The organism is Flagellatimonas centrodinii, assembly GCF_016918765.2.
In the GTDB taxonomy this organism is placed as follows: Bacteria; Pseudomonadota; Gammaproteobacteria; order Nevskiales; family Nevskiaceae; genus Polycyclovorans; species Polycyclovorans centrodinii.
Genome location: NZ_CP092104.1, coordinates 739,606 through 762,170 on the forward strand (window position 1 = coordinate 739,606; position 22,565 = coordinate 762,170).

23 protein-coding genes and 1 pseudogene are annotated in these 22,565 nt (G+C 67.6%); 9 read left to right on the forward strand and 15 right to left on the reverse strand.

Translation table 11 applies throughout. From position 1 onward, the window contains the following. Nucleotides 1–50: 50 nt before the first annotated feature. From JN531_RS03540 to JN531_RS03560, 5 genes are read left to right on the forward strand one after another with little or no spacing between them, the layout of a single operon-like run. Nucleotides 51–500, forward strand: a complete 450-nt coding sequence (locus JN531_RS03540; protein WP_228347475.1) for a curli assembly protein CsgF — start codon at nt 51–53, stop codon at nt 498–500. Continuing rightward, on the forward strand, nt 497–1,366 hold the full coding sequence (locus JN531_RS03545; RefSeq protein ID WP_228347476.1) for a CsgG/HfaB family protein: 870 nt from the start codon (nt 497–499) through the stop codon (nt 1,364–1,366). Before JN531_RS03540 ends, JN531_RS03545 begins: the two co-directional genes overlap by 4 nt. Then, a complete protein-coding gene (locus JN531_RS03550) occupies nt 1,363–2,028 on the forward strand; it encodes a hypothetical protein (RefSeq protein WP_228347477.1) in 666 nt (221 codons plus the stop codon). The genes JN531_RS03545 and JN531_RS03550 overlap by 4 nt, the downstream gene beginning before the upstream one ends. Nucleotides 2,029–2,049: 21 nt before the next feature. Continuing rightward, nucleotides 2,050–3,201, forward strand: coding sequence for a hypothetical protein (locus JN531_RS03555; RefSeq protein ID WP_228347478.1), 1,152 nt, complete (start codon nt 2,050–2,052; stop codon nt 3,199–3,201). A 23-nt stretch (nt 3,202–3,224) separates the two neighbouring features. Continuing rightward, entirely contained in the window at nt 3,225–3,935 is a 711-nt protein-coding gene (locus JN531_RS03560) for a hypothetical protein (protein WP_228347479.1), read from the forward strand. A gap of 3 nt (nt 3,936–3,938) precedes the next feature. Here JN531_RS03560 and tldD read toward each other — a convergent pair whose 3' ends face one another. The 10 genes and pseudogenes from tldD to holA all read right to left on the reverse strand — a co-directional run bounded on the left by tldD (nt 3,939) and on the right by holA (nt 16,206). After that, a complete protein-coding gene (gene tldD, locus JN531_RS03565) occupies nt 3,939–5,384 on the reverse strand; it encodes a metalloprotease TldD (RefSeq protein WP_228347480.1) in 1,446 nt (481 codons plus the stop codon). Continuing rightward, nucleotides 5,384–6,199, reverse strand: coding sequence for a carbon-nitrogen hydrolase family protein (locus JN531_RS03570; protein WP_228347481.1), 816 nt, complete (start codon nt 6,197–6,199; stop codon nt 5,384–5,386). Before JN531_RS03570 ends, tldD begins: the two co-directional genes overlap by 1 nt. Continuing rightward, nucleotides 6,196–10,005: a YhdP family protein gene (locus JN531_RS03575; RefSeq protein ID WP_228347482.1), complete on the reverse strand. Its 3,810-nt coding sequence runs from the start codon at nt 10,003–10,005 to the stop codon at nt 6,196–6,198. Before JN531_RS03575 ends, JN531_RS03570 begins: the two co-directional genes overlap by 4 nt. Before the next feature lie 3 nt (nt 10,006–10,008). Then, nucleotides 10,009–11,475, reverse strand: coding sequence for a ribonuclease G (gene rng / locus JN531_RS03580; RefSeq protein ID WP_228347483.1), 1,467 nt, complete (start codon nt 11,473–11,475; stop codon nt 10,009–10,011). Continuing rightward, the gene (locus JN531_RS03585; RefSeq protein ID WP_228347484.1) at nt 11,472–12,053 is read right to left on the reverse strand and encodes a Maf family protein; all 582 of its coding nucleotides are present in this window, start codon (nt 12,051–12,053) and stop codon (nt 11,472–11,474) included. The genes rng and JN531_RS03585 overlap by 4 nt, the downstream gene beginning before the upstream one ends. Before the next feature lie 64 nt (nt 12,054–12,117). Then, on the reverse strand, nt 12,118–12,588 hold the full coding sequence (gene rlmH / locus JN531_RS03590) for a 23S rRNA (pseudouridine(1915)-N(3))-methyltransferase RlmH (protein ID WP_228347485.1): 471 nt from the start codon (nt 12,586–12,588) through the stop codon (nt 12,118–12,120). Between the two features lie 357 nt (nt 12,589–12,945). Then, nucleotides 12,946–13,278, reverse strand: a pseudogene (rsfS, locus tag JN531_RS03595) (ribosome silencing factor); the annotation flags it as partial. Beyond that, the gene (gene nadD, locus JN531_RS03600; protein ID WP_228347486.1) at nt 13,256–13,873 is read right to left on the reverse strand and encodes a nicotinate (nicotinamide) nucleotide adenylyltransferase; all 618 of its coding nucleotides are present in this window, start codon (nt 13,871–13,873) and stop codon (nt 13,256–13,258) included. The pseudogene rsfS and the gene nadD, both read right to left, overlap by 23 nt. Before the next feature lie 15 nt (nt 13,874–13,888). Further along, the gene (locus JN531_RS03605; protein ID WP_366522396.1) at nt 13,889–15,178 is read right to left on the reverse strand and encodes a glutamate-5-semialdehyde dehydrogenase; all 1,290 of its coding nucleotides are present in this window, start codon (nt 15,176–15,178) and stop codon (nt 13,889–13,891) included. Next, nucleotides 15,175–16,206, reverse strand: a complete 1,032-nt coding sequence (holA, locus tag JN531_RS03610) for a DNA polymerase III subunit delta (RefSeq protein WP_228347487.1) — start codon at nt 16,204–16,206, stop codon at nt 15,175–15,177. The genes JN531_RS03605 and holA overlap by 4 nt, the downstream gene beginning before the upstream one ends. Nucleotides 16,207–16,220: 14 nt before the next feature. On the opposite strand from holA, the gene coq7 reads away from it, so the two are divergent. Beyond that, a complete protein-coding gene (coq7, locus tag JN531_RS03615) occupies nt 16,221–16,871 on the forward strand; it encodes a 2-polyprenyl-3-methyl-6-methoxy-1,4-benzoquinone monooxygenase (RefSeq protein ID WP_366522397.1) in 651 nt (216 codons plus the stop codon). Between the two features lie 28 nt (nt 16,872–16,899). On the opposite strand, the gene speD is transcribed toward coq7, so the two are convergent. Next, a complete protein-coding gene (gene speD / locus JN531_RS03620; RefSeq protein ID WP_228349970.1) occupies nt 16,900–17,697 on the reverse strand; it encodes an adenosylmethionine decarboxylase in 798 nt (265 codons plus the stop codon). A 120-nt stretch (nt 17,698–17,817) separates the two neighbouring features. After that, nucleotides 17,818–18,240 (reverse strand): OsmC family protein, encoded by a 423-nt coding sequence (locus JN531_RS03625; RefSeq protein WP_228347489.1) that lies wholly within the window; start codon nt 18,238–18,240, stop codon nt 17,818–17,820. A gap of 73 nt (nt 18,241–18,313) precedes the next feature. Here JN531_RS03625 and JN531_RS03630 point away from each other — a divergent pair, with 73 nt between their 5' ends. Continuing rightward, a complete protein-coding gene (locus JN531_RS03630; RefSeq protein WP_228347490.1) occupies nt 18,314–18,961 on the forward strand; it encodes a cyclic nucleotide-binding domain-containing protein in 648 nt (215 codons plus the stop codon). Between the two features lie 14 nt (nt 18,962–18,975). Here JN531_RS03630 and trpC read toward each other — a convergent pair whose 3' ends face one another. Genes trpC through JN531_RS03645 form a run of 3 tightly spaced genes read right to left on the reverse strand, consistent with a single transcriptional unit; the run spans nt 18,976 to nt 21,399 of the window. Then, nucleotides 18,976–19,779, reverse strand: coding sequence for an indole-3-glycerol phosphate synthase TrpC (gene trpC, locus JN531_RS03635; protein ID WP_228347491.1), 804 nt, complete (start codon nt 19,777–19,779; stop codon nt 18,976–18,978). A 1-nt stretch (nt 19,780) separates the two neighbouring features. After that, nucleotides 19,781–20,818: an anthranilate phosphoribosyltransferase gene (gene trpD, locus JN531_RS03640; protein WP_228347492.1), complete on the reverse strand. Its 1,038-nt coding sequence runs from the start codon at nt 20,816–20,818 to the stop codon at nt 19,781–19,783. Beyond that, nucleotides 20,818–21,399 (reverse strand): anthranilate synthase component II, encoded by a 582-nt coding sequence (locus JN531_RS03645; protein WP_228347493.1) that lies wholly within the window; start codon nt 21,397–21,399, stop codon nt 20,818–20,820. The genes trpD and JN531_RS03645 overlap by 1 nt, the downstream gene beginning before the upstream one ends. 204 nt (nt 21,400–21,603) lie before the next feature. On the opposite strand from JN531_RS03645, the gene JN531_RS03650 reads away from it, so the two are divergent. Then, nucleotides 21,604–22,200, forward strand: coding sequence for a ubiquitin-activating E1 FCCH domain-containing protein (locus tag JN531_RS03650; protein ID WP_228347494.1), 597 nt, complete (start codon nt 21,604–21,606; stop codon nt 22,198–22,200). Continuing rightward, nucleotides 22,197–22,565 carry a hypothetical protein gene (locus tag JN531_RS03655; RefSeq protein WP_228347495.1) on the forward strand — a complete coding sequence of 123 codons (369 nt, stop codon included), beginning with the start codon at nt 22,197–22,199 and terminating at the stop codon, nt 22,563–22,565. Before JN531_RS03650 ends, JN531_RS03655 begins: the two co-directional genes overlap by 4 nt.

Below are 22,565 nucleotides of genomic sequence, written 5' to 3' on the forward strand. Positions count from 1 at the left end.
CAGTGTCGCCACTTACCGATGCCCTGAACCCTACCCGGCCCGTCTGATTAATGAAACCCCGGATACCGACGCTGCGAGGCCTGACCTCGATCACTCTGATCGCCGCCCTGATGCCCCTGGCACAGGCCAGTGAGCTGATCTATCGGCCCACCAACCCCAGTTTCGGGGGCAATCCCTTCAACAGCGATCACCTGCGTGCCACCGCGGAAGCCCAGCGCCCCCGCAGCGATCGCGGCAACGGGCTCGGGCTGGCGGGCAGCTCACCGGCCGACCAGTTTGTTCGCCAGTTGCAGAGCCGGCTGCTGTCCTCGCTGGCCACCGAGGTCAACAATGCGATCTTCGGTGATGACGCCGCGGAGTCGGGCACCATCGTGTTCGGGGACCAGGTCATCGAGTTCAGCCGTGGCCTGGAATTCGTCTCCCTGGTGATCGCCAACAACGCCACCGGCGAACGCACTGAAATCCAGGTGCCGCTGCTGCAGGTGGGGGTGGCGCCATGATGCGGCGACTTTCGCCGCTGGCGGTCGTGGCCGCGTTGTCGCTCGCAGGCTGCGCGGTGGGGGGGCAAACGCCGCACACGCTGGCGCGCACTGCACAGCCGGCGGTCGCTACGCCGGTGACGGACTGGCTGCGCACCCTGCCCCCGCCCGCCCAGCCGGTGGATGTCGCGGTGTTTCGCTTTCCCGACCTGACCGGGCAATACAAACCGTCCGACAGCCTGACCACCTACTCACGTGCGGTGTCGCAGGGCGGGCTCAATGTCCTGCTGAGAACCCTGCTGGAAACCGGCAACGGTTCGTGGTTCCGGGTCATGGACCGAAGCCAGATCGACGACGTCTTGCGGGAACGCAGCGTCATCCGCGAAGTCCGCGCCAGTTACACCGGCCCCGACGGTGAACCCCTCTCGGCGCCCGGGCCGATCCGCTACGCCGGCGTGCTGTTCAGCGGTGGTGTCGTCGCCTATGACAGCAACGTGCGCAGCGCCGGTGCCGGCCTGCGCATCTGGGGCGTCGGCGGCAGCACCCAGATCCGCCATGACCTCATCACGGTGAGCCTGTCGGCAGTGTCGTCGGTCAGTGGCGAGGTGCTGCATTCGGTGATGGTGCAGAAGGGCGTATACGCCGTCGTCAACGAGGCCGGCGCATTTCGCTTCCTCGATGACCGCACCCTGTTGGAGCTGGAGGCCGGTATCGCCACCAATGAGCCCGGCCTGCTGGCGCTGCGTCAGGCCATCGAGATGGCCGTTTACCAATTGATCATCGAGGGTGCTGACAAAAATCTATGGGGGTTTGCTGACGCCCCCAGCGGGACCCTTGCACGCGAGCAATTCGAGGCCCGGGTGGTGACCCGCAGCATCGACGGATGAACCGCCGCCTCGCCCTGGCCCTGTGGCTGCCGACGCTGGCCCTCGCCCAGGTCGAGGTGCAGATCCAGCAGGCGGACGCGCCCGCCGCGACGGCAACCGTCCAACTGCACGGCAGCGCCCGTGTCGCCATTGACCAACGCGAGGGCGCCGGTGCGCGCGCCCACCTGCAGTTGCAGCAGGAGGGCGACGCCCCGCTCGAAGTCCGCCTGCGGCAGGTCGGGTCACAACACCAGGCCGACCTCCGCCTGAGCGGCGAGGGTCACCAGACCCAGCTGACCCAGGACGGCACCGCCCAATGGGCCTCTGTCCAGCAAGCCGGCGAATACCACCACCTGCAGCTTCAGCAGACCGGCGCCGCGGCCCAGACGCTTTACGTGGAGCAGACCGGCTTCCAGCACACCGGCGACCTCCGACAGCATCAGGCCGGCGCCATCGAGAACCAGCTGCGTCTGCAGCAACATGGCCGCGCACACCAGGCGGCCCTGCAACAGCACGGCGAAGACAACCAGATCACCGTCCTGCAGGACGGTGACGGCCATCAGGCCCGAATCACCCAATGGGGCGATGGCAACCGCCTTCACCTCGAACAGCACGGCCAGGGGCGGCAACTCCCCGAGGTCATCCAGTACGGCGGCGCCGCCTTGCAGATCCGGCAGCCCTGACACGCAACAAGGAGTCTCACGATGAAATTGCCACGTTCCCCACTCGGCCCGCTGATCAGCCTGCTGCCCATCGTCGCGCACGCTGCGTCCGTCACCGAGTTGCCCATGGACCCCGGGGCCGCTGTGATCATCCAGGGCGATGCCGCCACGGTGAGTGCTCTCATCGAGCAGCAAACCGATGCGGGTGCGGACTTCCGCGCCTTCATCAACCAGATCGGTACCGGCACTGCGGATGCGCCCGATCACGTCGCCACGATCTCCCAGCGCGGCACGGGCACCGGCCTGGCCTACCTGATCCAGAGCGATGGCAAACAGCGCGCCGCCATCGAGCAAATCAATGATGGTGCCGTGCTCGACGGCAGCCTCAGCATCGATGCGCTCAATCAGATTTTCGTCAGCGAACTGGGCGGCAACGACAGCGGTCTGCGCAGCCAGCTGGCAGTCGTTACCCAGACCGCCACCGTCGCCGGAGCGACCAGCAACGCAACCTTGACCCAAGAGGGGCGCAACCGTCTGGGCGTCATCGCGCAGAACGCCCTGACCGCCGATGCCACGCTGGAACAGCGCGGAGACGCCAACAATGCCTTCATCATCCAGGAAAAGAACTTGGCCTTGGATCTGCCATTGGGGGGCAATGCCTTTGCCAATGTCCAGCAGCTGGGTATCGGACAGTTCGCGCGGGTCAGCCAAACCGAGAATGCCGACGCGATCGCCGTCTTGACCCAGGTCGACAGCAGTTCCAGTCGCGCCAACGCCCGGCAGGAAGACTCGGGCGTGGTGCGCATCGATCTCGAACAGCGGGGCGGCAGCGACCATGTCGCCGAGGTCTCGCAGATCAATGACACCCAGGCCAGCACGATCACGCTGCTGCAGTCCGCCGGGGTCGCCGCGCAGGCCACACTGAGCCAGTCGGCCACGGCCGAGGGGGACATCCAGGTCACGCAGGACGGCGTCATGGACAGCGTGGTGATCGTGGCACAGGCGGGCGGCGCCCGCATGAGCGCGGAGATCCAGCAGGTCAACGGGGTGGGCGGTTTCGCCATCATCGAGCAGGCGGACAGTCCGGACGCCCTTGCCCGCGTGGAGCAGACCGACGCCGTCGTCGCCATCAGCCTCATCAGCCAGACCAATGCCCCCGGCGCCCGCGCCGAGATTCTCGTCACCGGCCGCTGAAGGCCGCACCCGGAGCCCCGATCATGTCGACCCTCAGACTTCATCAACACCTGCGCCTGAATGCCGTGGCCGTGCTCATGCCTGCGCTCGCCGCCTGCGGCGGCGGTAGCGCCGGTACCGCCAGCGCCGCCGCCAACTGTCTCGCCGATGCCGCTGATGCGCCCTGCCAACTGTTGGACGAGGCCACCCTGCGGGCGGCGCTGTCCGGGCTGCCGGACACCGTGAATCAGGAACAGGCCACGCTGGGGCGCCAACTGGAATGTCGCTACAGCTGGAGCGGGGGGCGCCAGCAGTCGATCCAGATTGGGGCCATGAGCATGGAGGTCGATGCCGAGGACCAGGTGACCCTGTCCAACATCCGCCCGCTGGAGGCCGATGACCCGGTCCAGAGCTTCCGGTTCAGCCATCGCACGCCGGACGCCGAGCAGCAGGCACGGATGAACGCGATGGCCCGCGAACGGGCCGATGAGGAGTTGAAGGACAAGCAACTCAGTGAGGGCGCCGCCGAAGCCGTACGCAGTGCCGCCGGTTCGATGGCCAGCAAGATTCAGTGGGAAAGCATCGAGGGACTGGGCGACGCGGCCGCCTGGGGCGGCCTCGGCCGCTTCAAACTGCTGGAAGTCCTGGTCGGCAACACCACCTTCAGCATCGATGCGCAGGTGGCCAACGCGGAAAGCGACCGCCGGGATGCCGCGGTTGCGGTGGCGCGCGCCATCGTCGCCCGTTGCGACTGAGGCTCAGGCCTCGGTACCCCCCACGGTCAGCCCATCCACCTTGAGGGTGGGCTGACCCACGCCGACCGGCACCGACTGCCCGTCCTTGCCGCAGATGCCGACGCCGCCGTCGAGCTGCAGGTCGTTGCCGATCATCACCATCCGCGGCAGCGTTTCCGGGCCATTGCCGATCAGGGTGGCGCCCTTCACCGGGCGGGTGATGCGCCCCTTCTCGATCAGATAGGCCTCGGAGGCGGAGAACACGAAGTTGCCGGAGGTGATGTCGACCTGGCCGCCGCCGAAGTTGACCGCATACAAGCCACGATCCACCGACCGCAGGATCTCCTCGGGGTCGCGCGTACCGGCCTGCATGTAGGTGTTGGTCATGCGCGGCATCGGCAGGTGCGCGTAGGACTCGCGGCGACCGTTTCCGGTTGGCGCCACCTTCATCAGCCGCGCGTTGAGCCGGTCCTGCATGTACCCGGTGAGGATGCCGTTCTCGATCAGCGCGGTGCAGTGGGTCGGGGTGCCTTCGTCGTCGATGCTCAGCGAACCGCGACGTCCCGGCAGGGTGCCGTCGTCGACGATGGTGCAGTCCGCCGGCGCCACCCGCTGACCGACCCGGCCGGAGAAAGCCGAGCTGCCTTTGCGGTTGAAATCGCCTTCCAGTCCGTGACCGACGGCCTCGTGCAGCAGCACCCCCGGCCAGCCGGGGCCCAGCACCACCGGCATGCTGCCGGCCGGCGCCGGGATGGCGCCCAGCAGGACGACGGCCTGCCGTACCGCCTCGCGGGCCAACTGCTCGGGCAAATCGCCCGCCAGCACCACCGAGAAGTGTTCACGTCCGCCGCCGCCCGCGTGTGCCTGCTCGCGACGACCGTCTTGCTCCACCATGACGCTGACATCAAGCCGCATCAACGGACGCACATCGGCGGACAGGCGGCCTTCGGCATCGAACACCAACACCGTTTCATGCTGGGCGGCCAGCCGCGCCATCACCTGAAAAACGCGCGGGTCCGCGGCGCGGGCAGCCCGATCGGCGCGCGCCAGCACATCGATCTGCACGCCCGGCTCGATCCCCAGCAGCGGATCGGTCGCCGGGTACAGCGGGCGGGCGCCCCCCGTGGTCACCGCCACCGGTGCGCTGCGGGACGAACCGTCGCCGGCGATGGCGGTGGCCGCCTGCGCCGCTTCCAGCATCGGCGCCAGTGCAATCTCGTCCGAGTAGGCCAGCCCCTGGCGGTCGCCACTGACGGCGCGCACGCCAACGCCCCGTTCGACGTCGTGACTACCGCTCTTGACCATTCCGTCCTCCAGCGCCCAACTGCGGGTCAGCCGCTGCTGGAAGTAGAGGTCGGCTGCCTCCACCCCGGGGACCATCAGCCGATCCATCACCGACAACAGTCGCGACTCGTCGAGTCCGGCAGGGGTCAGAAAGGTGTCGCGGGCAAGCGCTAGGGCATCAGTCATCAGAGTCGTCGGTGGTCCAGACAGGGGAAAGCGGTACGCAGCTCGTTCATTTTGCCGCGTTCCAGCGTTGCGATCGCGAAACCCGGTACATCGTCGATCATCGACAGGCAATCACCCCAGGGGCTGAAGATCGCACTGTGACCCCAGGTGGCGCGGCCGTTGGCATGCACACCACACTGATTGGATGCCACCACATAACTCAGATTCTCGATGGCGCGCGCCGCCAGCAGGGTCGACCAATGCGCCGCTCCGGTGCGGTAGGTAAAGGCCGACGGCACGCACAGCACATCGGCACCGGCCGCCACCAGTGCCCGATAGAGCTCGGGAAAGCGCAGGTCGTAGCAGACACTGAGGCCGACCCGCCAGTCATCGACATCGGCGATCACCGGATGCAGCGGTCCGGCAACGATGCTGCGCGACTCGCGGTAGTCCTCGCGGGCTCCCGCGCCGGAGACCGCAACGTCGAACAGGTGAATCTTGTCGTAGCGCGCACACAGGCTGCCGTCGGGCGCCATCAGCAGGCTGCTGGCACAGACCCGCTGCGGGTCATCACTGCGCAGCGGGATGGTGCCGCCCAGCAGATAGACGCCATGCAGGGCCGCCTGCGTCGTCAGCCAGTCCTGAATCGGCCCGGCCCCCGGCGCCTCGGCGATCGCCAGCTTGTCGCGCTCGCGGCGCCCCATCAGCGGCAGGTTCTCCGGCAGGGTCACCAGTCGGGCGCCGGCAGCGGCAGCTTCGGCAATCCACCGACCGGCCTCGTCGAGATTGGCCTGGACATCCAGGCCGGCGTTGAGCTGTATCGCGGCTACCTTCATTGCGTGCCGGCCTCTCCGGCAGAGTCGTCGCGCAGATCAAGGGGCGTCACCTGCGGGTTGTCCCAGCTACCCTGCACCCGGTAGCCGAACTGGGTTACTTGGTCCAGCGGTTTCTCCAGGAGTTCCTGTGCGAGCAGCATGATGGCGCCGGCGGCCGGTCCGCCGAGCAGGGTCGCGCCCAGTGTCATGCCACCCGAAAGACCCGGCAGTACCCGCACCCGCTGGTCGAGACTGCGGCCTGCAAGGTCGATGCTGCCCTCGATCTCCATCCGCAACGACGGCCCGCGAATTTCCAGGTCGTCGCTGCGGGCGATGCCGTCGGCCAGCAGGAACTGTGCATCGATCCGGTCGAACCGCAGGCCGTCGTCGACGACGTCGCTGAAATCGAGGGTCAGTCGCCGCGGCAGGGCGTAGAAGCTCATCAGCCCCAGCACCCGCCCGGCACCCGGCTCGATGGCGCGCAGGGTGCCGTCGCGCACCGCCAGCGTCACCGGCCCTTCCGCACGGGTCCAATCGAGCGACAGCGGCGTCTCCTGCCACACCAACTGACCCTGCACCCGGGTTTGCTCCGCCGTCAGGTTGGGCGCGAAACCGAAGGCGCGCAGGGTCGGCTCCACGGCCGGGCTCTGCAAATCGAAATCGAGAGTCGCCCGTCCCAGCGTATCGGTACGTCGCCACTCACCGCTCACCTCACCGGTGAGTTGACCGCCGTCGAGCCTGAAGCGTTCGAGCGCAATGCCGTCGTCAAGGTGGGCGGTCCGCAGCCGTGCCTGCCCCAGCGACAGCCCGTTGAGACTGAGCGCCTCGACATGAGCCACGACCGCCGGCCAGCGATCGGGCCGCAGCAGGGTGTCAGCGTCGGCCGGTGTTTCAGCGGCGATATCGCCCTGCATCGTCAGGCCCTCGAACCCCAGCGCCAGCCGCGACAGGGTGGCAGACATCACGGTGCGGTCGGTGTCCCAGGCCAGCAGCCCCTCGGCGGCCCCCTGCAGCGTCAGCCGGTAGCCGCCCGTATCAGGCTGCAGCTGCAGGGACTGATCGGCCAGGCTGAAACCGCCGAACCGGAGGCGGCCAACGTCAAGCGCGATGCCGCGCAGCCCGCCCGGCGGTGCGTCGGCCGGGCCCAGCAGCGCTGCCCACTGCCCCAGATCCAGCTGGGACAACCGGCCGCCGATGAACACCCCGCGCGCGTTCTCGGCGGGCCGTGGCGCGGCCTGCCCGAAGTGGATCTCCACCGCGGGCGCGGACGCCAGGTCATCCGCCGGCGGCAAGCGCAACTGGGCACTGATCCGGTCCCCGCCCGCCTGCACGCCGACCGACCAGTCATCGCCGTCGCGCGCCAGACGCAGATGCAGCGGCATGGGCTCATCCAGCGGCTTGCCCAAGGGGGCCGGCAGGCGGATCGCGGTGCCCCGCAATTCACTGTCGAGTTGCAAGGGCGCCGCCGCAACGCCCAGCGGCATGCGCGCCTGCCAAACGCTTTCACCATCAAGATGCGCTCGCAAACCGGACGGCAGAAAAGCGGATGCCAGGCGACTGGCGACCGGCACGGTGGCGGAGACCTCGAGGTCGCCCGGATGATCGTCGGCCGGCACCACCCGTGCCTGCAACGGCGTGTCGAGCAGCCGCGCCTGCAGCGACTCCGCAGCGATCATGCTGCGGGTGAAGTGGAGATCGCCGGTGAGAGCCTCGACCGGCGCCGGCAACGCGGCAAGTGCCCATTCGATGTCGTCGAGACCCAGGTGCCCGTCGACCGTCAGACTGCGAACGTCGTTCAGCGGGATACCCAGTTGCAGATCCAGCGCCGCGCGCCCGCGTGCGGTCCCGGCCTCCAGCAACGGCGCCAACCGTCGGCGCAGCGAGGACGCGCGCACCACCGCGAACAGCGCATCGAGATCGGCCTCGGTTCGACTCTCGATGGTCAGTGCGCCGAGATGCAGCGCCGGGATCCGCGCTTCCAGGCCTAGCACCGGCACCTGCAGCAAGCGTCCGCGTCGCCCACTGATCTGCAACGCATTGCCCTCGAACACGAGGTCGGCGTCGAAGTCCTTGAGCGCAGGCCAGTCCGGCGAGAACGCCAATTCGCTGTCGCGGATCGGCAACTCGAGGCGCCAGGTTCCGGTCGGCCGGGCACCAAATGGGAAGTCGCGCAACGGCCCGTCGATACGCAATGCCGCGTCGGACACACGCCCGCTCACCAACGCCCGGGATACCCAGCGCTCCAGCGGGTCTGGCCAGCGCGCCGGCAGGTAGGGTTTGAGCGCGGCCAAATCCGCCACCTGCAGTTGCAGGTCCAGGGTCAGCGCGGGCCCCGCCTCGCCGCCGAGGTCCAGCACCGCGCGTCCCTGGCCGGCGGCCCCGGCAGCGGTCCAGTCCAGTGCCGGCGCCCGAACCCGCCATCGGGCGGCTGCCGCATCGGTTTCGGCCAGGCGCTCCCAGAGCAGATCGCCGGCAAAGCGATCGAACCTCAGGGGCTGTGACCATTGCGCGGGCAGCGCCAGCTGCCACCCGTCAGGATCGGGCGAAAAGCGCCCGCCGTGCTCGGTGGCGACCAGCCGGCCGTTGAGGCCGGCCAGCTTCACCGGTCCGTCGCGCGGTTGCCAGCCTGCGTCGGTCAGCCCACTCTCGACGGTGTAGCGCCAGTCGCGGTCGCCGCCGGCCGCCGAACCGCGCAAATGCAAGGCATCCAGTTGCCCCCGCAGGCCGGCCAGCTGCGCCACCTCGGCGTCTGCCGCCAGTGCCAGCCAGGGGGCCAGCGCATCGAGGTCGAGATGGGGCGCATCCAGCTCGACGCTGTCCTCGCCCCACCGCAGGCGCAGCGCCGCCCGTGACTGGCCGGCGCTGCTGAGATCGGTCAGGCTGACCATGCCACCGGCAGGGCCGGGCTGCCATTCCATCCGCACCGAAACGGCGTCGGCGGCGAGACGCTGGTCATCGGGCGTGGCCTGCAACGCCGCCGCCTCGGCCTGCAGCTCGACCCACTGCAGATGACCGTCGACGAACTGTCCAACGGCGGTCCCCCACAATCCATCAGCCGTCATCGGCAGCGGGTACTGCAGGCCCGGCAACGCCCACCCCGCCGGCACCAGACCTTCGGCGCTGATCTGCCAGCGTCCCGACCAGCGGCTGATCCGGTCGGACTCGCCGCGGACCTCGGCTCGGGCTTCGAACGCCCCCCCGAGTGCCGCTGGCAGGGCGCCACTGGCAGAGACATTGAAGCCATCTCCGGTTTGCACCAGGCTGGCCTCGCCGACCGCCAGGTCGAGCGACTGGTCGCCCCAGCGGGGGTGGCGGACGCGAATCTGGGCATCGCTGAGCATGAACACCGAAAAGCGGGCCAGGGCCGTGCGCCAACCCTCGGCACCGCCGCTGACCGGCAACGGCCCGCTACGGAACCCCGCCACCCGCACTCGCCGCTCGGCGTCGATATCGACCGTCAGCTGCAGTCCCGACAGCAGCACCCGGTCAGGCAGAAGGTCGCCGCGCAAGAGATGCGTCAGCGAAAAACCGAGCCGCAGACGGTCGGCACTGAGCGAGTTGTCGATACCATCATCAGTGCCCGGGTCACGAAGCACGATGTCACTGAGCTCGATCTGCGGGGTCAGCCCGCGCCACAACAGATTGATGCCGCCGATATCGACCGGACGGCCGGCGACCGTGCTGACCCACTCCGAAAGCTGGGTGCGATAACTCGGCACCATCAGCACCGCGATCTGGAACACGCCGCTGGCCACAGCCGTGAACACCAGCAAGCCCGCGACAAGCGAGATCAGCGAGGTCCACCAGCGTCGTCTTACCCGCTCCATGCGCTACAACGGAATGACATCGAAGCTTTCCTGCGTGAAGGCAGCCTCGCCCTGCAGGCGGATGGGACGGCGCAACTGCGCCTCGAGGTCGGGCAGGCCCAGGGCCGGCTCATCGATCAGACGTTGCACCACCGACGGCGCGGCCAGCACCAGAAACCCCTTGGCCTCGAACTGCCGCGCCGAGCGCTGCACTTCGCGCACGATCTCGTGGCAGATCGTCTCGCTGGTCTTGACGTGGCCACGTCCGCCGCAGTGCGGGCAGGGCTCGCAGAGGATATGCCCGAGACTCTCGCGCGACCGCTTGCGGGTCATCTCGACCAGCCCCAGCGGCGAGAACGGGTACACCTGGGTGCGGGCATGATCGGCGGTCATCGCCTTCTCAAGGCTGCGCATCACCTGCGCCCGATGGTCTTCCGAGCGCATGTCGATGAAATCGAGAATGATGATGCCGCCGAGATTCCGCAGGCGCAGCTGGCGTGCGATGGCCTGGGTTGCCTCGAGGTTGGTCTTGAGGACGGTCTCCTCAAGATTGCGATGCCCCAGGTAGGCCCCGGTGTTGACGTCGATGGTGGTCATCGCCTCGGTCTGATCGATGATCAGGTGCCCTCCCGACTTGAGATCGACCCGCCGCGACAGTGCCCGGTTGATATCGTCCTCCACCCCGTAAAGGTCGAAGATCGGTGCGGCGCCTTCGTACAACTCGATCTTGTCAGCCGCCTGTGGCACGAAAACCTGCGCGAACTGCCGTACCCGCCGGTATTCGTCGGCATCGTCGATCCGCACCCGTTCCACCGCGGTGCCGAGCAGGTCGCGCAGGATCCGCATCGACAGCGGCAGGTCACCGTGGACCAGGGTGCCGGTGGCGGCCGTCCCGGCCTGGGCGCTGATGGATTCCCACAGCCGCACCAGAAAGGCGAGATCGTTCTCCAGCGCCGCGGCATCGGCATTCTCGGCGGCGGTGCGGGCAATCACGCCAAAGCGCGGTGCGACCCGCTGTTGAAGCGTCTGCAGCAGTGTTTTCAGGCGCTCGCGTTCACCCTCGTCCTCAATTCGCGCGGACACGCCGACATTCGGCTCGAACGGCAGCATCACCAGATACCGCGACGGCACCGACAACAGGGTGGTCAGCCGGGCGCCCTTGGTGCCAAGCGGGTCCTTGAGGATCTGCACCAGCACCGACTGCCCTTCATGCAACAGTTGGGTGATGGTCGGCTGCGGACTGTCGCCATGGCCGCTGGCGGGGCCCGGCAGCATGTCGGCGGCGTGCAGGAAGGCGGTGCGCTCCAGGCCGATTTCGACGAACGCCGCCTGCATGCCCGGCAGCACCCGTTGTACCCGCCCCTTGTAGATATTGCCGGTCAGGCCGTGGCGCGAGGCGCGCTGCACATGCACCTCCTGCGCCGTGCCGCCCTCGACCAGCGCCACCCGGGTTTCCTGCGGCCCGATATTGACCAGGATCTCGGTGCTCATGCCGACTCCGGGTACACGTCGAAGGACGCCAGCAGCGCAACCGTCTCCACCACCGGCAAGCCGATCACGCCGGTAAGGCTGCCGCGGATCGCACGGACAAAGCCGGCGGCAGCCCCCTGGATGGCATAACTCCCCGCCTTGCCCAGCGGTTCCCCGCTGTCGCAGTAGCGGCGAATCTGCGCCGCAGTCAGCGGGGCGAAATCGATTTCGGTGAGGGTTTCCACCGCTTCCCGGCGATCGGCGCTTGCAACCGCCACGCGCGAGATCACCTGATGGGTGCGCCCTGACAGGGCCGCCAGGGTTTCGGCCGCCGCGGCCGCATCAGCCGGCTTGCCGAGGGCCCGGCCCGCCAGCAACACCTCGGTATCCGCCACCAGCACCGGCAGCGATGTCGCTGCCTGCCGCAGCGCCGCGGTCAGCTTGTTCTCGACCACCCGACGAACGTAGTCGAGGCCGGATTCCTGCGGCCGCGGACATTCCTCAACCGCCACCTCGAGCAGGGCGAAACAGAACCCTGCCTGGGTCAGCAGTTCACGGCGCCGCGGCGATTGCGAGGCGAGATGAAAGGAATAGGCCATGACCACAGTGTAGCGGCCATGCCTGGAGGACGAGACCCCGACCGCGATCAGACCGCGCCAATATCTAGGCCCGGTGGTAGGGATGATTCACCAACAGCGTCCACGCCCGGTAGAGCTGCTCGGCCACCACCACCCGCACCAGCGGGTGCGGCAGGGTCAGCCGCGACAGCGACCACCGCTGATGGGCCGCATCGAGAATGCGGGTGTCGAGGCCGTCCGCGCCGCCAACCACCAGCGCGGTATCCCGGCCTGACGGCAGCCAGGCCGACAGCGCCTGCGACCACCCGACCGTATCCAGCGATTTTCCACGTTCGTCGAGGGCAATGATCTCGGCATCGCGCGGTAGCGCCCGCAGGATCCGGTCACCCTCCTGGCGCTTCAAGCGCTCCAGATCGGGTGACTTGCCGCGCGCCGGGGCGGCGATCTCGGTCAGCACCAGCCGCGCCTCGTGCGGCAGCCGCCCGGCATAGTCGGCGAAGGCGGTCTCCACCCAGGCCGGCATTCGCTGGCCGACCGCGATGAGATGAATCCGCATCCGGACTCAGCGCGGGGTGCGGGGCTTCTTCGCCGGGCTGGCCTTCTTGGCCCGCGTCGATGCCACTGCCGTGGTGGGCTTGGCTGCGGCCTTGGTCACCTTGGGCTTGGCTGCGGCCTTGGTCACCTTGGGCTTGGCCGCCGCCTTGGTGCCCTTGGGCTTGGCCGCGGTTGCCGACTTGCCTGCCGGCTTAGTGCTCGTCGCTGCCTTCGCCCGGGTCGGCTTGGCGGCCGCACCCCAGACCTTGGCGCCGGGCGTCGGTCGCGCCGGGGTCCGTGCCACCGTTGCACGGGGCTGGGCCTTGGATGCGGTCTTGGCCACAGCCTTGGTCTTCGTCTTGGGGGTCTCGGGCGTCGCCGGTGGCGGCGGTGTTACCGCCCACAGCTTCTCCAGCTGATAGAACGCACGGGTCTGGGTCTGCATGACATGCACCAGCACGCCATTGAGGTCGACCAGCGCCCACTCGCCCTGATCCAGGCCCTCGACCCCGAGTGGCCGGTTGCCCTGTTCGCGGGCTTCATCCATCACGTTCTGCGCCAGCGCCTTGACGTGGCGGCTGGAGGTGCCGGAGCAAATGACCATGACGTCGGTCATTGGCGTCAGCGCCTTGACGTCGATGACCTGGATGTCCTGGGCCTTGAGGTCTTCAAGGGCGGCGACGGCGAGTTTAGTGAGTGCTGGGGTTTTCATCTTCGGTCAGGGCGGCGATGTCGGCGGCGGTGAGGCTGTCGAGAATGGCGTCGGGCAACAGGCCACGCACGGACTTGCCGTGGCGCAACTTGCGGCGGATGCGGGTGGAGGAGATGTCGAGCAACGGCACCTCCAGGGGGTGAAAACGTCCTTCCAGCGCGGCCGCCGCTTCGGCGGGCGGCTGCAGGTCATTGCCGGGCCGCAACACCACCGCCAGCTCGGCCAGGCCGAGAATGTCGGCCCACCGATGCCAGGTGTGAAAGTGGGCAAAGGCATCGGCGCCCATCAGCAACACCCGGCGGGCGCGTGGAAACTGCTCGGCCAGCTGGCTCAGGGTGTCGATGGTGTACGACGGCCCGTCGCGCCGCAGCTCGCAGTCGTCGACGACCAGTGCATGCTCGCGTGCGACTGCCAGGCGGACCCATTCGAGCCGCCGCAATGGCGAGATGCGGGCCTGCGGCCGGTGTACCGGAAAAGCGGTCGGCACCAGACGCACCTGGTCCAGCCCGAGTCGCTCGCGCGCTTCCAGCGCCAGCCGCAGATGCCCGTTGTGGAAAGGCGCAAATGCGCCACCGAAAAGGCCGACCGCCTTCAAACCCGATGCTGCCGATCAGCGGACATGGCCATCGCCGAGGACCACCCATTTCTGGGTGGTGAGGCCCTCGAGCCCGACGGGCCCGCGGGCGTGAAACTTGTCGGTGCTGATGCCAATTTCGGCGCCGAGGCCGTATTCGTATCCATCGGCAAACCGGGTGGAGGCATTGACCATGACCGAGCTGGAATCCACCTCGCGGAGGAACCGCCGCGCCAGCGTGATGTTCTCGGTCACGATGCTGTCGGTATGCGCCGAGCCATAGGTGTTGATGTGATCGATGGCGACGTCAATGCCATCCACTACCCGGATCGACAACACCGGCGCCAGATACTCGGTATGCCAATCGGCCTCGGTCGCCGGGCGAACATCCTTGAGGATGTTGCGGGTCCGCTCGCAGCCCCGCAGTTCGACGCCGGCCTCGACATAGATCTCGGCCAATTGCGGCAGCACCCGCTCGGCTACCGGGGCATCCACCAGCAGGGTTTCCATGGTGTTGCAGGTGCCGTAGCGCTGGGTCTTGGCATTGACCGCCACCGCGATCGCCTTCTCGAAATCGGCGCTGGCCTCGATGAACACGTGGCAGATGCCGTCGAGATGCTTGATCACCGGCACCCGCGCCGCGTCGGAGACCGCCGCCACCAGCCCCTTGCCGCCGCGGGGGATGATGACATCGACATAGTCGGGGCTGGCGCACATCAGACCCACCATGCGCCGGTCCGGGGTGTCGAGCACTTGCACGCATTCACGCGGCAGGCCGGCTTCGACCAGGGCCCGCTCGACACAGCGCGCGATGGCCTGATTGGAATGCATCGCCTCGGACCCGCCCCGGAGAATGCAGGCATTGCCGGACTTGAGGCAGAGACTGGCGGCGTCAGCGGTCACGTTGGGCCGCGATTCGTAAATGATGCCAACCACGCCCATCGACACCCGCATCTTGCCGACCTGAATGCCGGACGGCCGCATCTTGAGGTCGGTGATCTCACCGACCGGGTCGGGCAGCATGGCGATCTGACGCACCCCTTCGGCCATCGCAGCAACCCGATCAGCGTCGAGCGCCAGACGATCGAGCATGGCCGCATCGAGCCCGGCCTCACGGCCGGCCTCGAGATCCTGGGCGTTGGCACGGAGAATGTCGCGGCTGGATTCCAGCAGAATCTGCGCCAGCGCGAACAGCGCGGCGTTCTTTTGTCCGGTCTCGACGCTGGCCAGCCGTCGCGCCGCCTTGCGGGCCGCCTGGCCCAGCGTCTGCATCAACCGGTTCAGGCCGTCGTCGGCGGTCTGGCCCTTGGGGCTCTTGGCACTCATGTCCTTCTGGGGGGTCCTGATGTCGCGGCGCCACTGGCCGCCAGCACCAATGTTAGCAAGTCTTCCCAGGCCGCCGGCTCGCCACCGGTGGACTTGGCACGCGCATCGATCCGTGTCGCCTGGCGCAGCCAGCCCAACGGCTCGGCCGAACGCACCCGCATCAACGCCGGGCGGAACCCCGCCTGCTGGAAGCGGCGAACCCCGGCCTGCTCGCAGGCACTGGCGAGATCCCCGGTGCGGGCATAGAACGGCGCCGCCCGCGCCAGGCCGCGCAGGGTCCACATCAGGCCGCCCAACACCTCCTGGATGGCCAGACCCTCCTCGCGCAGCCGGGCCAGGCTGCGCACCGCGCCAACACCATCGCCCGCCAGCATGCGATCACTGAGGTCAAACACGCCGAACCGGGCGTTGTCGGCCACCGCCTCGGCCAGCTGCTCGACCGCCACCGGCGCATCGGCATGCAGCATCCGCAGCTTCTCGATGTCCTGGGCGCAGGCCAGCAAATTGCCTTCGGTGCGGTCCGCCAGCAGTCGCTCGGCATCGGCACTCAGCCGCAATCCGGCGGCACGCACGCGGGCCGCCACCCAGCCGGGCCAGTCGGCAGCGCCCACCGGCCAGGCATACACCACCATCTGGGCACGGTCGCAGGCGGTGAACCACGCCGCCTTGCGCTGGCGGGCATCGAGTGCGCCCAACGACACGATCAGGCAGACGTCCTCGGGCGGCTTGGCGGCGAGTGCCTGCAGTGTCTTGCCCCCCTCCTCGCCCAGCGCACCGCTGACACGCACCTCGATCAGCCGCCGGCTGGCGAACAACGACAGGCTGGCGCCGGCCTCCAGCACCTGCTGCCAGTTGAAGCCCTTTTCGGCGTCGAACACCGTGCGCTCCTCGTAGCCGGCGGCGCGGGCGGCGGCGCGCAGGGTGTCGCAACTCTCCTGGATCAGCAGCGGCTCATCGCCGGCCACCACCGCCAGGGCGGGAAGACCACGCTTGAGTTGCGCAGAAACCTGTTCGGGTTTGATTGGCATGGGGCGATTCTATAATGCGGGGCATGAGCGCTCCCCGACGATACTCAACTTCCGATCGCTGGCTGTTGCCGATTGCGGCGGGCCTCAAGCTGTTGGTGCCAACCCCACCGGTCCGCCCATCGCCGGCAACGAGCGTGCGCGATGGGGTGCTGGCGGCACGCGAACGCCGTCACGCGGCGGGCCTGATGCGCATCAACCACGCCGGTGAAGTGGCGGCGCAGGGGCTCTATCACGGTCAGGCGGCAGCGGCGCGGGGGGGCGCAGTGGCAACCCAGCTGCGCATCGCCGCCGAAGAGGAGCGCGATCACATGATCTGGTGCACCGAGCGGCTGCAGGGCCTCGGTAGCCGCCCGAGCCTGCTGTCCCCCCTATGGTACGCGGGTTCGTTTGCCATCGGCGCGGCCGCCGGGCTAGCGGGCGATCGCTGGAGCCTGGGCTTCGTCGCCGAAACCGAGCGCCAGGTCTCGGCCCATCTCGAGGACCACCTCGGCCGACTGCCGGCGGGGGATCTACGCAGCCGCGCCATCATCACCGCCATGCGCGACGATGAGCAGCGGCATGGCGCCGAGGCCGAGGCCGCCGGCGGCCTGCCGCTACCGACACCGGTGCGGCGCCTGATGGCCCGGGTGGCCGGGGTGATGAAGGCCGCCGCCTACCGGTTCTGATGCCGGCGCCGCCGGCCGTGATCAGCGGTCAGCGCGAGATGTTGCGCCCGTAGAAGATTTCCTGGATTTCGTGGTCGACCCGCGACCGGATCTGCTTGGCTTCACGCGTCGGCAGGTCGGCCGCACCCTCGCCAAACAGGTAGGTGTCCAGGTCCAGTTCTTTCAGGCACATCTTGGTGTGGAAGATGTACTCCTGATACACATTCACATCGACCATCTGATAGCGCCGCTTGATGTCGGCCGCGATGAAGTTCTGGATGGAATCGATGTTGTGATCGATGAAGTGCTTCATGCCGCGCACATTGCGGGTAAAACCCCGCACGCGGTAATCCATCACCACGATGTCGCTCTCGAAACTCTTGATCAGGTAGTTGAGGGCCTTCAGCGGCGAGATCTTGCCGCAGGTGGAGACGTCGATATCCGCCCGGAAGGTGCTGATGCCGTTGTCCGGATGCGTTTCGGGATAGGTGTGGACGGTGATGTGGCTCTTGTCCAGATGCGCCACCACCGAGTCCTTCTTCTTGCCCGGCGTCGGCAGGCCGTCATGGTGGCCTTCGGAGATCAGCATGGTCACCGACGCACCCTGCGGGTCGTAGTCTTCGGTCGCCACGTTGAGGATGTTGGCGCCGATGATCTGCGCCACTTCGGTGAGGATATGGGTCAACCGGGCCGCGTTGTACTGTTCATCAATGTACTCGATGTACGCCCGCTGCTCCTCGCGGGTGCGGGCGTAGCAGATGTCGTAGATGTTGAACGACAGCGACTTGGTCAGGTTGTTGAACCCGAGCAGTTTCAGGCGGGCGTTGCTGGTCGGTTTCGACTTGATCTTGGCCAATGCGGGGATCCCTCGGATCAGGAAGTGGCAGTCCGCGCGGCCCCACCGCGCGGCATGTAGCACAGCATTATAGGATTTCGCGACGCTTCGATGACGGCCGGCCGCCGGGGCTCAGCCCGGCACGCGCACTTCGTGGCTGTGGGTCATCGTCACCCCGCCGTTGCCGAGCATGATCGAGGCCGAGCAGTATTTCTCCGCCGACAGCGCCACCGCCCGCTTCACCTGGGCCTCGTTGAGCCCGGTACCGGTGACCACGAAGTGCAGGTGAATCGCCGTGAACACCTTGGGCTCGGTCTCGGCGCGGGTGCCCTCGACTTCAACGTAGCAGTCGGAGACCGGCTGCCGCGCCTTCTTGAGGATGAACACCACGTCGACCGACGAGCAGGCGCCCACCGACATCAGCATCAGCTCCATCGGCCGCGGCCCGAGATTGCGGCCACCGATGTGCTCGGGGCCGTCAACAACAATGGCGTGGCCGCTGCCGGACTCGGCGATGAAGGCGGCATTCTCGGCCCATTTCACGCGTGCTTTCACCGGGTTGGCTCCTGTGGCCTGGACGGGGTGTGATAGTTTCCGGCAACTGCTGCCAAACCACCAGACCACACTCATGAAAGTTCCCGCCATCGCGCTGTTCGAACGTCCCGCGATCCAGCACTTCATCAGTCTGGCGCACAAGCGCAGCATGCCGCCCAAGCACACCCTCATGCACGCCGGCGACACCCCGCAGTCGCTCTACCTGATTCTCGAGGGTTCGGTCAGCATCCTGCTCGAAGATGACGACGGCCGAGAGATCGTGCTGGCCTACCTCAACCCCGGCGAGTTCTTCGGCGAGATGTGCCTGTTTCCGCACCAGGAGGTCCGCTCGGCCATCGTCCGCACCCGCACCCCGGCGCTGCTGGCGGAGATGGGGTTTCAGCAGTTCCGCGGCTTCGCCCACGAGCAGCCGGAGATCATGTTCGAGATCGCCGGCCAGCTGGCCACCCGTCTGCGCGACACCAGCCGCCGGGTGGGTGACCTGACCTTCCTCGATGTCGCCGGGCGGCTGGCGCGCAGGCTGCTCGATCTCGCTGCCAGCCCCGATGCCCTGCCGCATGCCCGCGGCGTGGTGGTCAAGATCAGCCGCCAGGAACTCGCCCGCATCGTCGGCTGCTCGCGGGAAATGGCCGGCCGCGTGCTCAAGCGGTTGGAAGAAGACGGGGTGGTGCAGAGCAAGGGCCGCAGCATCCTGGTGGTGGGCGCCCGCGCCCGCGCCTGAAGCCTTCCTTCGGCTCAACCCGGCGCGGCAATGAGCGTCCGCAGCGCCGCGGCGGGATCGGGCTGGCGCATCAGCGATTCCCCGACCAGAAAGCGTCGCACGCCGGCCGCCATCATCCGCTGCACGTCCTCCGGCCCGGTAATGCCCGATTCGGTCACCAGCGGCACGCCCTCCGGCGCCAGCGGCTGCAGCTCCAGGGTGGTCTCCAACCGCGTCTCGAAGGTCCGCAGATTGCGGTTGTTCACCCCGAGCACCCAGCCCCGCTTGAGACCGGCGCGCGTGACCAAGGCCAGCTCGTCGGCATCGTGGACTTCCACCAGCACGTCGAGTCGCGCTTCGCGAGCACAGGCGTAAAGGCTGTTGAGCTGGCTGGCCGACAGGCAGGCGGCAATCAGCAGCACGCAGTCGGCGCCGATGGCACGCGCCTCCAGCACCTGTAGTTCATCAATAAGGAAATCCTTGCGGATCACCGGCAACGCACAGGCACCGCGCGCCGCCACCAGGAAATCGTTGTGCCCCTGAAAGAAGCGCTCGTCGGTCAGCACCGACAAACAGGCCGCGCCGCCCTCGGCATAGGCGCTTGCAATCGCCACCGGGTCGAAATCGGCACGGATCACGCCCTTGCTGGGGCTGGCCTTCTTGACTTCGGCGATCACCGACGGCCCTTCGACGGCACGACGATCCAGCGCCGCGATGAAGCCGCGCACCGGGTCCGCGGCGCGGCCCTCATCGGTCAGGGCGCGCGGGCTGAAACGCTTGCGCAGCGCCGCGATCTCCTCGCGCTTGACCTCGATGATGCGATTGAGGATGTCGGCCATCTCAGCCCGCCGCCAACTGGCGCGTGGTGGTGACCAGCGCGTCAAGCTTTGCCTGCGCGGCACCGCTGGACAGCGCCTCGCGGGCGCGGGCGATGCCGGCGGCCACATCCGCCACCACACCGGCGGCGTACAGCGAGGCGCCGGCATTGAGCAGCACGATGTCACGGGCGGGGCCGGGGCGGTCGGCCAGCACCTCCCGGATGCGGCTGCAGGATTCCGCCGCATCCGCCACCGCCAGCTGACGCGTGGCGGCCATCGGCAGGCCAAAATCTTCGGGGTGCAGGTCGTACTCATGCACCGCCCCGTCGCGCAGCTCGCCGACCCGGGTACTGGCCCCCAGGGTCAGCTCGTCCAGCCCGTCACGGCCATAGACCACCAGCGCGCGAGTGGCGCCCAGCGCCTGCAGCACCCGGATCTGGATGCCAACCAGGTCTTCATGGAACACGCCCATGAGGATGTTGGGTGCGCCCGCCGGGTTGGTCAGCGGCCCGAGAATGTTGAACAGGGTCTTCACCCCCATCTCGCGGCGCACCGGCGCCACCGCCTTCATCGCCGGGTGATGATTGGGGGCAAACATGAAGCCGATGCCGACGCTGCCGAGACAGTGGGCCACCTGCTCCGGCGACAGGTCGATGACCACCCCCAGCTGCTCCAGCACGTCGGCACTGCCGGACTTCGATGACACCCCGCGATTGCCATGCTTGGCCACCCGCGCACCGCAGGCCGCCACCACGAACATCGAGCAGGTGGAGATGTTGAAGCTGTGGCTGCCGTCGCCACCGGTGCCGACAATGTCCAGCAACGGACCGCCGTCGGCCGGCACCGACACCTTGCGCGAGAACTCGCGCATCACGCTGGCCGCAGCCGCGATCTCGCCCACCGTTTCCTTCTTCACCCGCAGGCCGGTGAGCAGTGCGGCCATCATCACCGGCGACACCTCACCCTGCATGATGGCGCGCATCAGGCTCACCATCTCGTCATGAAAGATTTCGCGATGTTCGATGACCCGTTGCAGGGCAGCCTGGGGGGTGATGGACATCAGGTCGTCTCCAGAAAATTCTGCAGCAGTTGGTGGCCGTGCTCGGTAAGAATCGATTCCGGGTGGAACTGCACGCCCTCGATCGGCAGCTTGCGATGCCGCAGCCCCATGATCTCATCGATGCCGCCACTGTCATCCTGGGTCCAGGCGGTGATCTCGAAGCAGTCCGGCAAGCCCGCACGATCGACGATGAGCGAGTGATAGCGGGTGGCCGTGTAGGGGCTGGGCAGGCCGCGGAACACCCCGGTGTCGGCGTGATGCACCGGGCTGGTCTTGCCGTGCATCACCTGCCGCGAGCGCACCACCCGTCCGCCGAAAGCCTGGCCGATGGCCTGGTGCCCAAGACAGACACCGAGAATGGGGAACTGACCCTGCAGGCGATCAATCAACTCCAGACAGATGCCGGCCTCGTTGGGCGTGCAGGGCCCCGGCGACAGCACGATCTGTTTCGGCGCCAGCCGCACCACTTCATCGACCGTGATCTGGTCGTTGCGATGCACCGCCACCTCCACCCCCAGCTCGCCAAAGTACTGCACGAGGTTGTAGGTGAAGGAGTCGTAGTTGTCGATCATCAGGAGCATTTTATCTACAACCTATTGTTTCTTCTGACAATCGCGTGGGAATTGTTGGGTTGATACCGCAGTCAGTACCGCAACTTTCGGCCGCTTGAATTTCGCATCTGCAGCCTGCCGCCAATGAGCCGCTGATTCTACCGCCCGCAGCTATGGGGCACACCCCCAAACCGGCCTCACCCTGCCCTGCATTCCATCCGCGAGGGAAGACGCGTGGGCAAGGCCGCCAAGATCAATCTCGAAATACCACAGGGGCGGACGTTCTCGAAGACGCTGCGCTGGGGACAGCCGCGGCGCTCATATCGCCAGATCACCGGCATCACCGCCGCCGCGCCGTGCGTTCTCACGGTGCCCGGCCACGGCGTGCCCGACGAGTGGGCGTTCCGCATCTCCAACGTCAAGGGCATGACCGAGCTCAACCAGGACCGGTTCTACCAGGCCACCGTGCTCGACGACGACACCATCGAGCTCAACGACGTCAATGCCGTCGACTTCCGCCCCTACCAGTCTGGCGGAATCATCACCTTCAACACTCCGGTCGACCTGGCTGGGATGTCCGGCCGGATGCAAGCCAGACCAGCCATCGACTCCACCGAGGTGCTGCTGGATCTCACCACTGACAACGGCGGCATCTTGCTCGACAACGTCGCCAAGACGATCACCCTGCAGGCGACCGCCATGCAGACGGCAGCGATTGACTGGCAGGAAGCGGTCTACGACCTCGAAATGGTCAACGACAGCAGCGGCCGAGTCGACGTGATCGCCTTCGGGCTGATCAAGGTCTTCCGAGAGGTCACCCGCGAACCATGATCTTTACCGATCGCCAGCGCCTGATCGTCCGCGAGCTCGAGACCCCAGAGCCGGTCCACCTCTACAGCTCCAAGCCATTGCTGCTGCCTGACGAAGACGACCACTTCGTACAGGAAGCGGCCTCATCGGCGCCGATCATCATCGAGATCGTGCAGGCCGCCAGCATCGTCATGGCACCGGCGTCCACCGAGCTGCTGATCCTGCAGGGCTCCGGACCGCAAGGCGCCCCCGGCGAGCAAGGCCCAGCAGGCGCGGCCATCGCCAGCGTCAGTTTCTCGGGCGACACCATGGTCATCGAATACGAGAACGGGGACATCACCGCCGTCCCGTTCTCGCTCACTGAAATCGACGGCGGTTCTTTCTAG

What these genes read in the sequence shown, in the direction of transcription:
- JN531_RS03540 (WP_228347475.1), top strand. Translation starts at nt 51, where the DNA reads ATGAAACCCCGGATACCGACGCTGCGAGGCCTGACCTCGATCACTCTG.
- JN531_RS03545 (WP_228347476.1), top strand. Translation starts at nt 497, where the DNA reads ATGATGCGGCGACTTTCGCCGCTGGCGGTCGTGGCCGCGTTGTCGCTC.
- JN531_RS03550 (WP_228347477.1), top strand. Translation starts at nt 1,363, where the DNA reads ATGAACCGCCGCCTCGCCCTGGCCCTGTGGCTGCCGACGCTGGCCCTC.
- JN531_RS03555 (WP_228347478.1), top strand. Translation starts at nt 2,050, where the DNA reads ATGAAATTGCCACGTTCCCCACTCGGCCCGCTGATCAGCCTGCTGCCC.
- JN531_RS03560 (WP_228347479.1), top strand. Translation starts at nt 3,225, where the DNA reads ATGTCGACCCTCAGACTTCATCAACACCTGCGCCTGAATGCCGTGGCC.
- tldD (WP_228347480.1), bottom strand. Translation starts at nt 5,384, where the DNA reads ATGACTGATGCCCTAGCGCTTGCCCGCGACACCTTTCTGACCCCTGCC.
- JN531_RS03570 (WP_228347481.1), bottom strand. Translation starts at nt 6,199, where the DNA reads ATGAAGGTAGCCGCGATACAGCTCAACGCCGGCCTGGATGTCCAGGCC.
- JN531_RS03575 (WP_228347482.1), bottom strand. Translation starts at nt 10,005, where the DNA reads ATGGAGCGGGTAAGACGACGCTGGTGGACCTCGCTGATCTCGCTTGTC.
- rng (WP_228347483.1), bottom strand. Translation starts at nt 11,475, where the DNA reads ATGAGCACCGAGATCCTGGTCAATATCGGGCCGCAGGAAACCCGGGTG.
- JN531_RS03585 (WP_228347484.1), bottom strand. Translation starts at nt 12,053, where the DNA reads ATGGCCTATTCCTTTCATCTCGCCTCGCAATCGCCGCGGCGCCGTGAA.
- rlmH (WP_228347485.1), bottom strand. Translation starts at nt 12,588, where the DNA reads ATGCGGATTCATCTCATCGCGGTCGGCCAGCGAATGCCGGCCTGGGTG.
- JN531_RS03605 (WP_366522396.1), bottom strand. Translation starts at nt 15,178, where the DNA reads ATGAGTGCCAAGAGCCCCAAGGGCCAGACCGCCGACGACGGCCTGAAC.
- holA (WP_228347487.1), bottom strand. Translation starts at nt 16,206, where the DNA reads ATGCCAATCAAACCCGAACAGGTTTCTGCGCAACTCAAGCGTGGTCTT.
- coq7 (WP_366522397.1), top strand. Translation starts at nt 16,221, where the DNA reads ATGCGGGGCATGAGCGCTCCCCGACGATACTCAACTTCCGATCGCTGG.
- JN531_RS03630 (WP_228347490.1), top strand. Translation starts at nt 18,314, where the DNA reads ATGAAAGTTCCCGCCATCGCGCTGTTCGAACGTCCCGCGATCCAGCAC.
- trpC (WP_228347491.1), bottom strand. Translation starts at nt 19,779, where the DNA reads ATGGCCGACATCCTCAATCGCATCATCGAGGTCAAGCGCGAGGAGATC.
- trpD (WP_228347492.1), bottom strand. Translation starts at nt 20,818, where the DNA reads ATGTCCATCACCCCCCAGGCTGCCCTGCAACGGGTCATCGAACATCGC.
- JN531_RS03645 (WP_228347493.1), bottom strand. Translation starts at nt 21,399, where the DNA reads ATGCTCCTGATGATCGACAACTACGACTCCTTCACCTACAACCTCGTG.
- JN531_RS03655 (WP_228347495.1), top strand. Translation starts at nt 22,197, where the DNA reads ATGATCTTTACCGATCGCCAGCGCCTGATCGTCCGCGAGCTCGAGACC.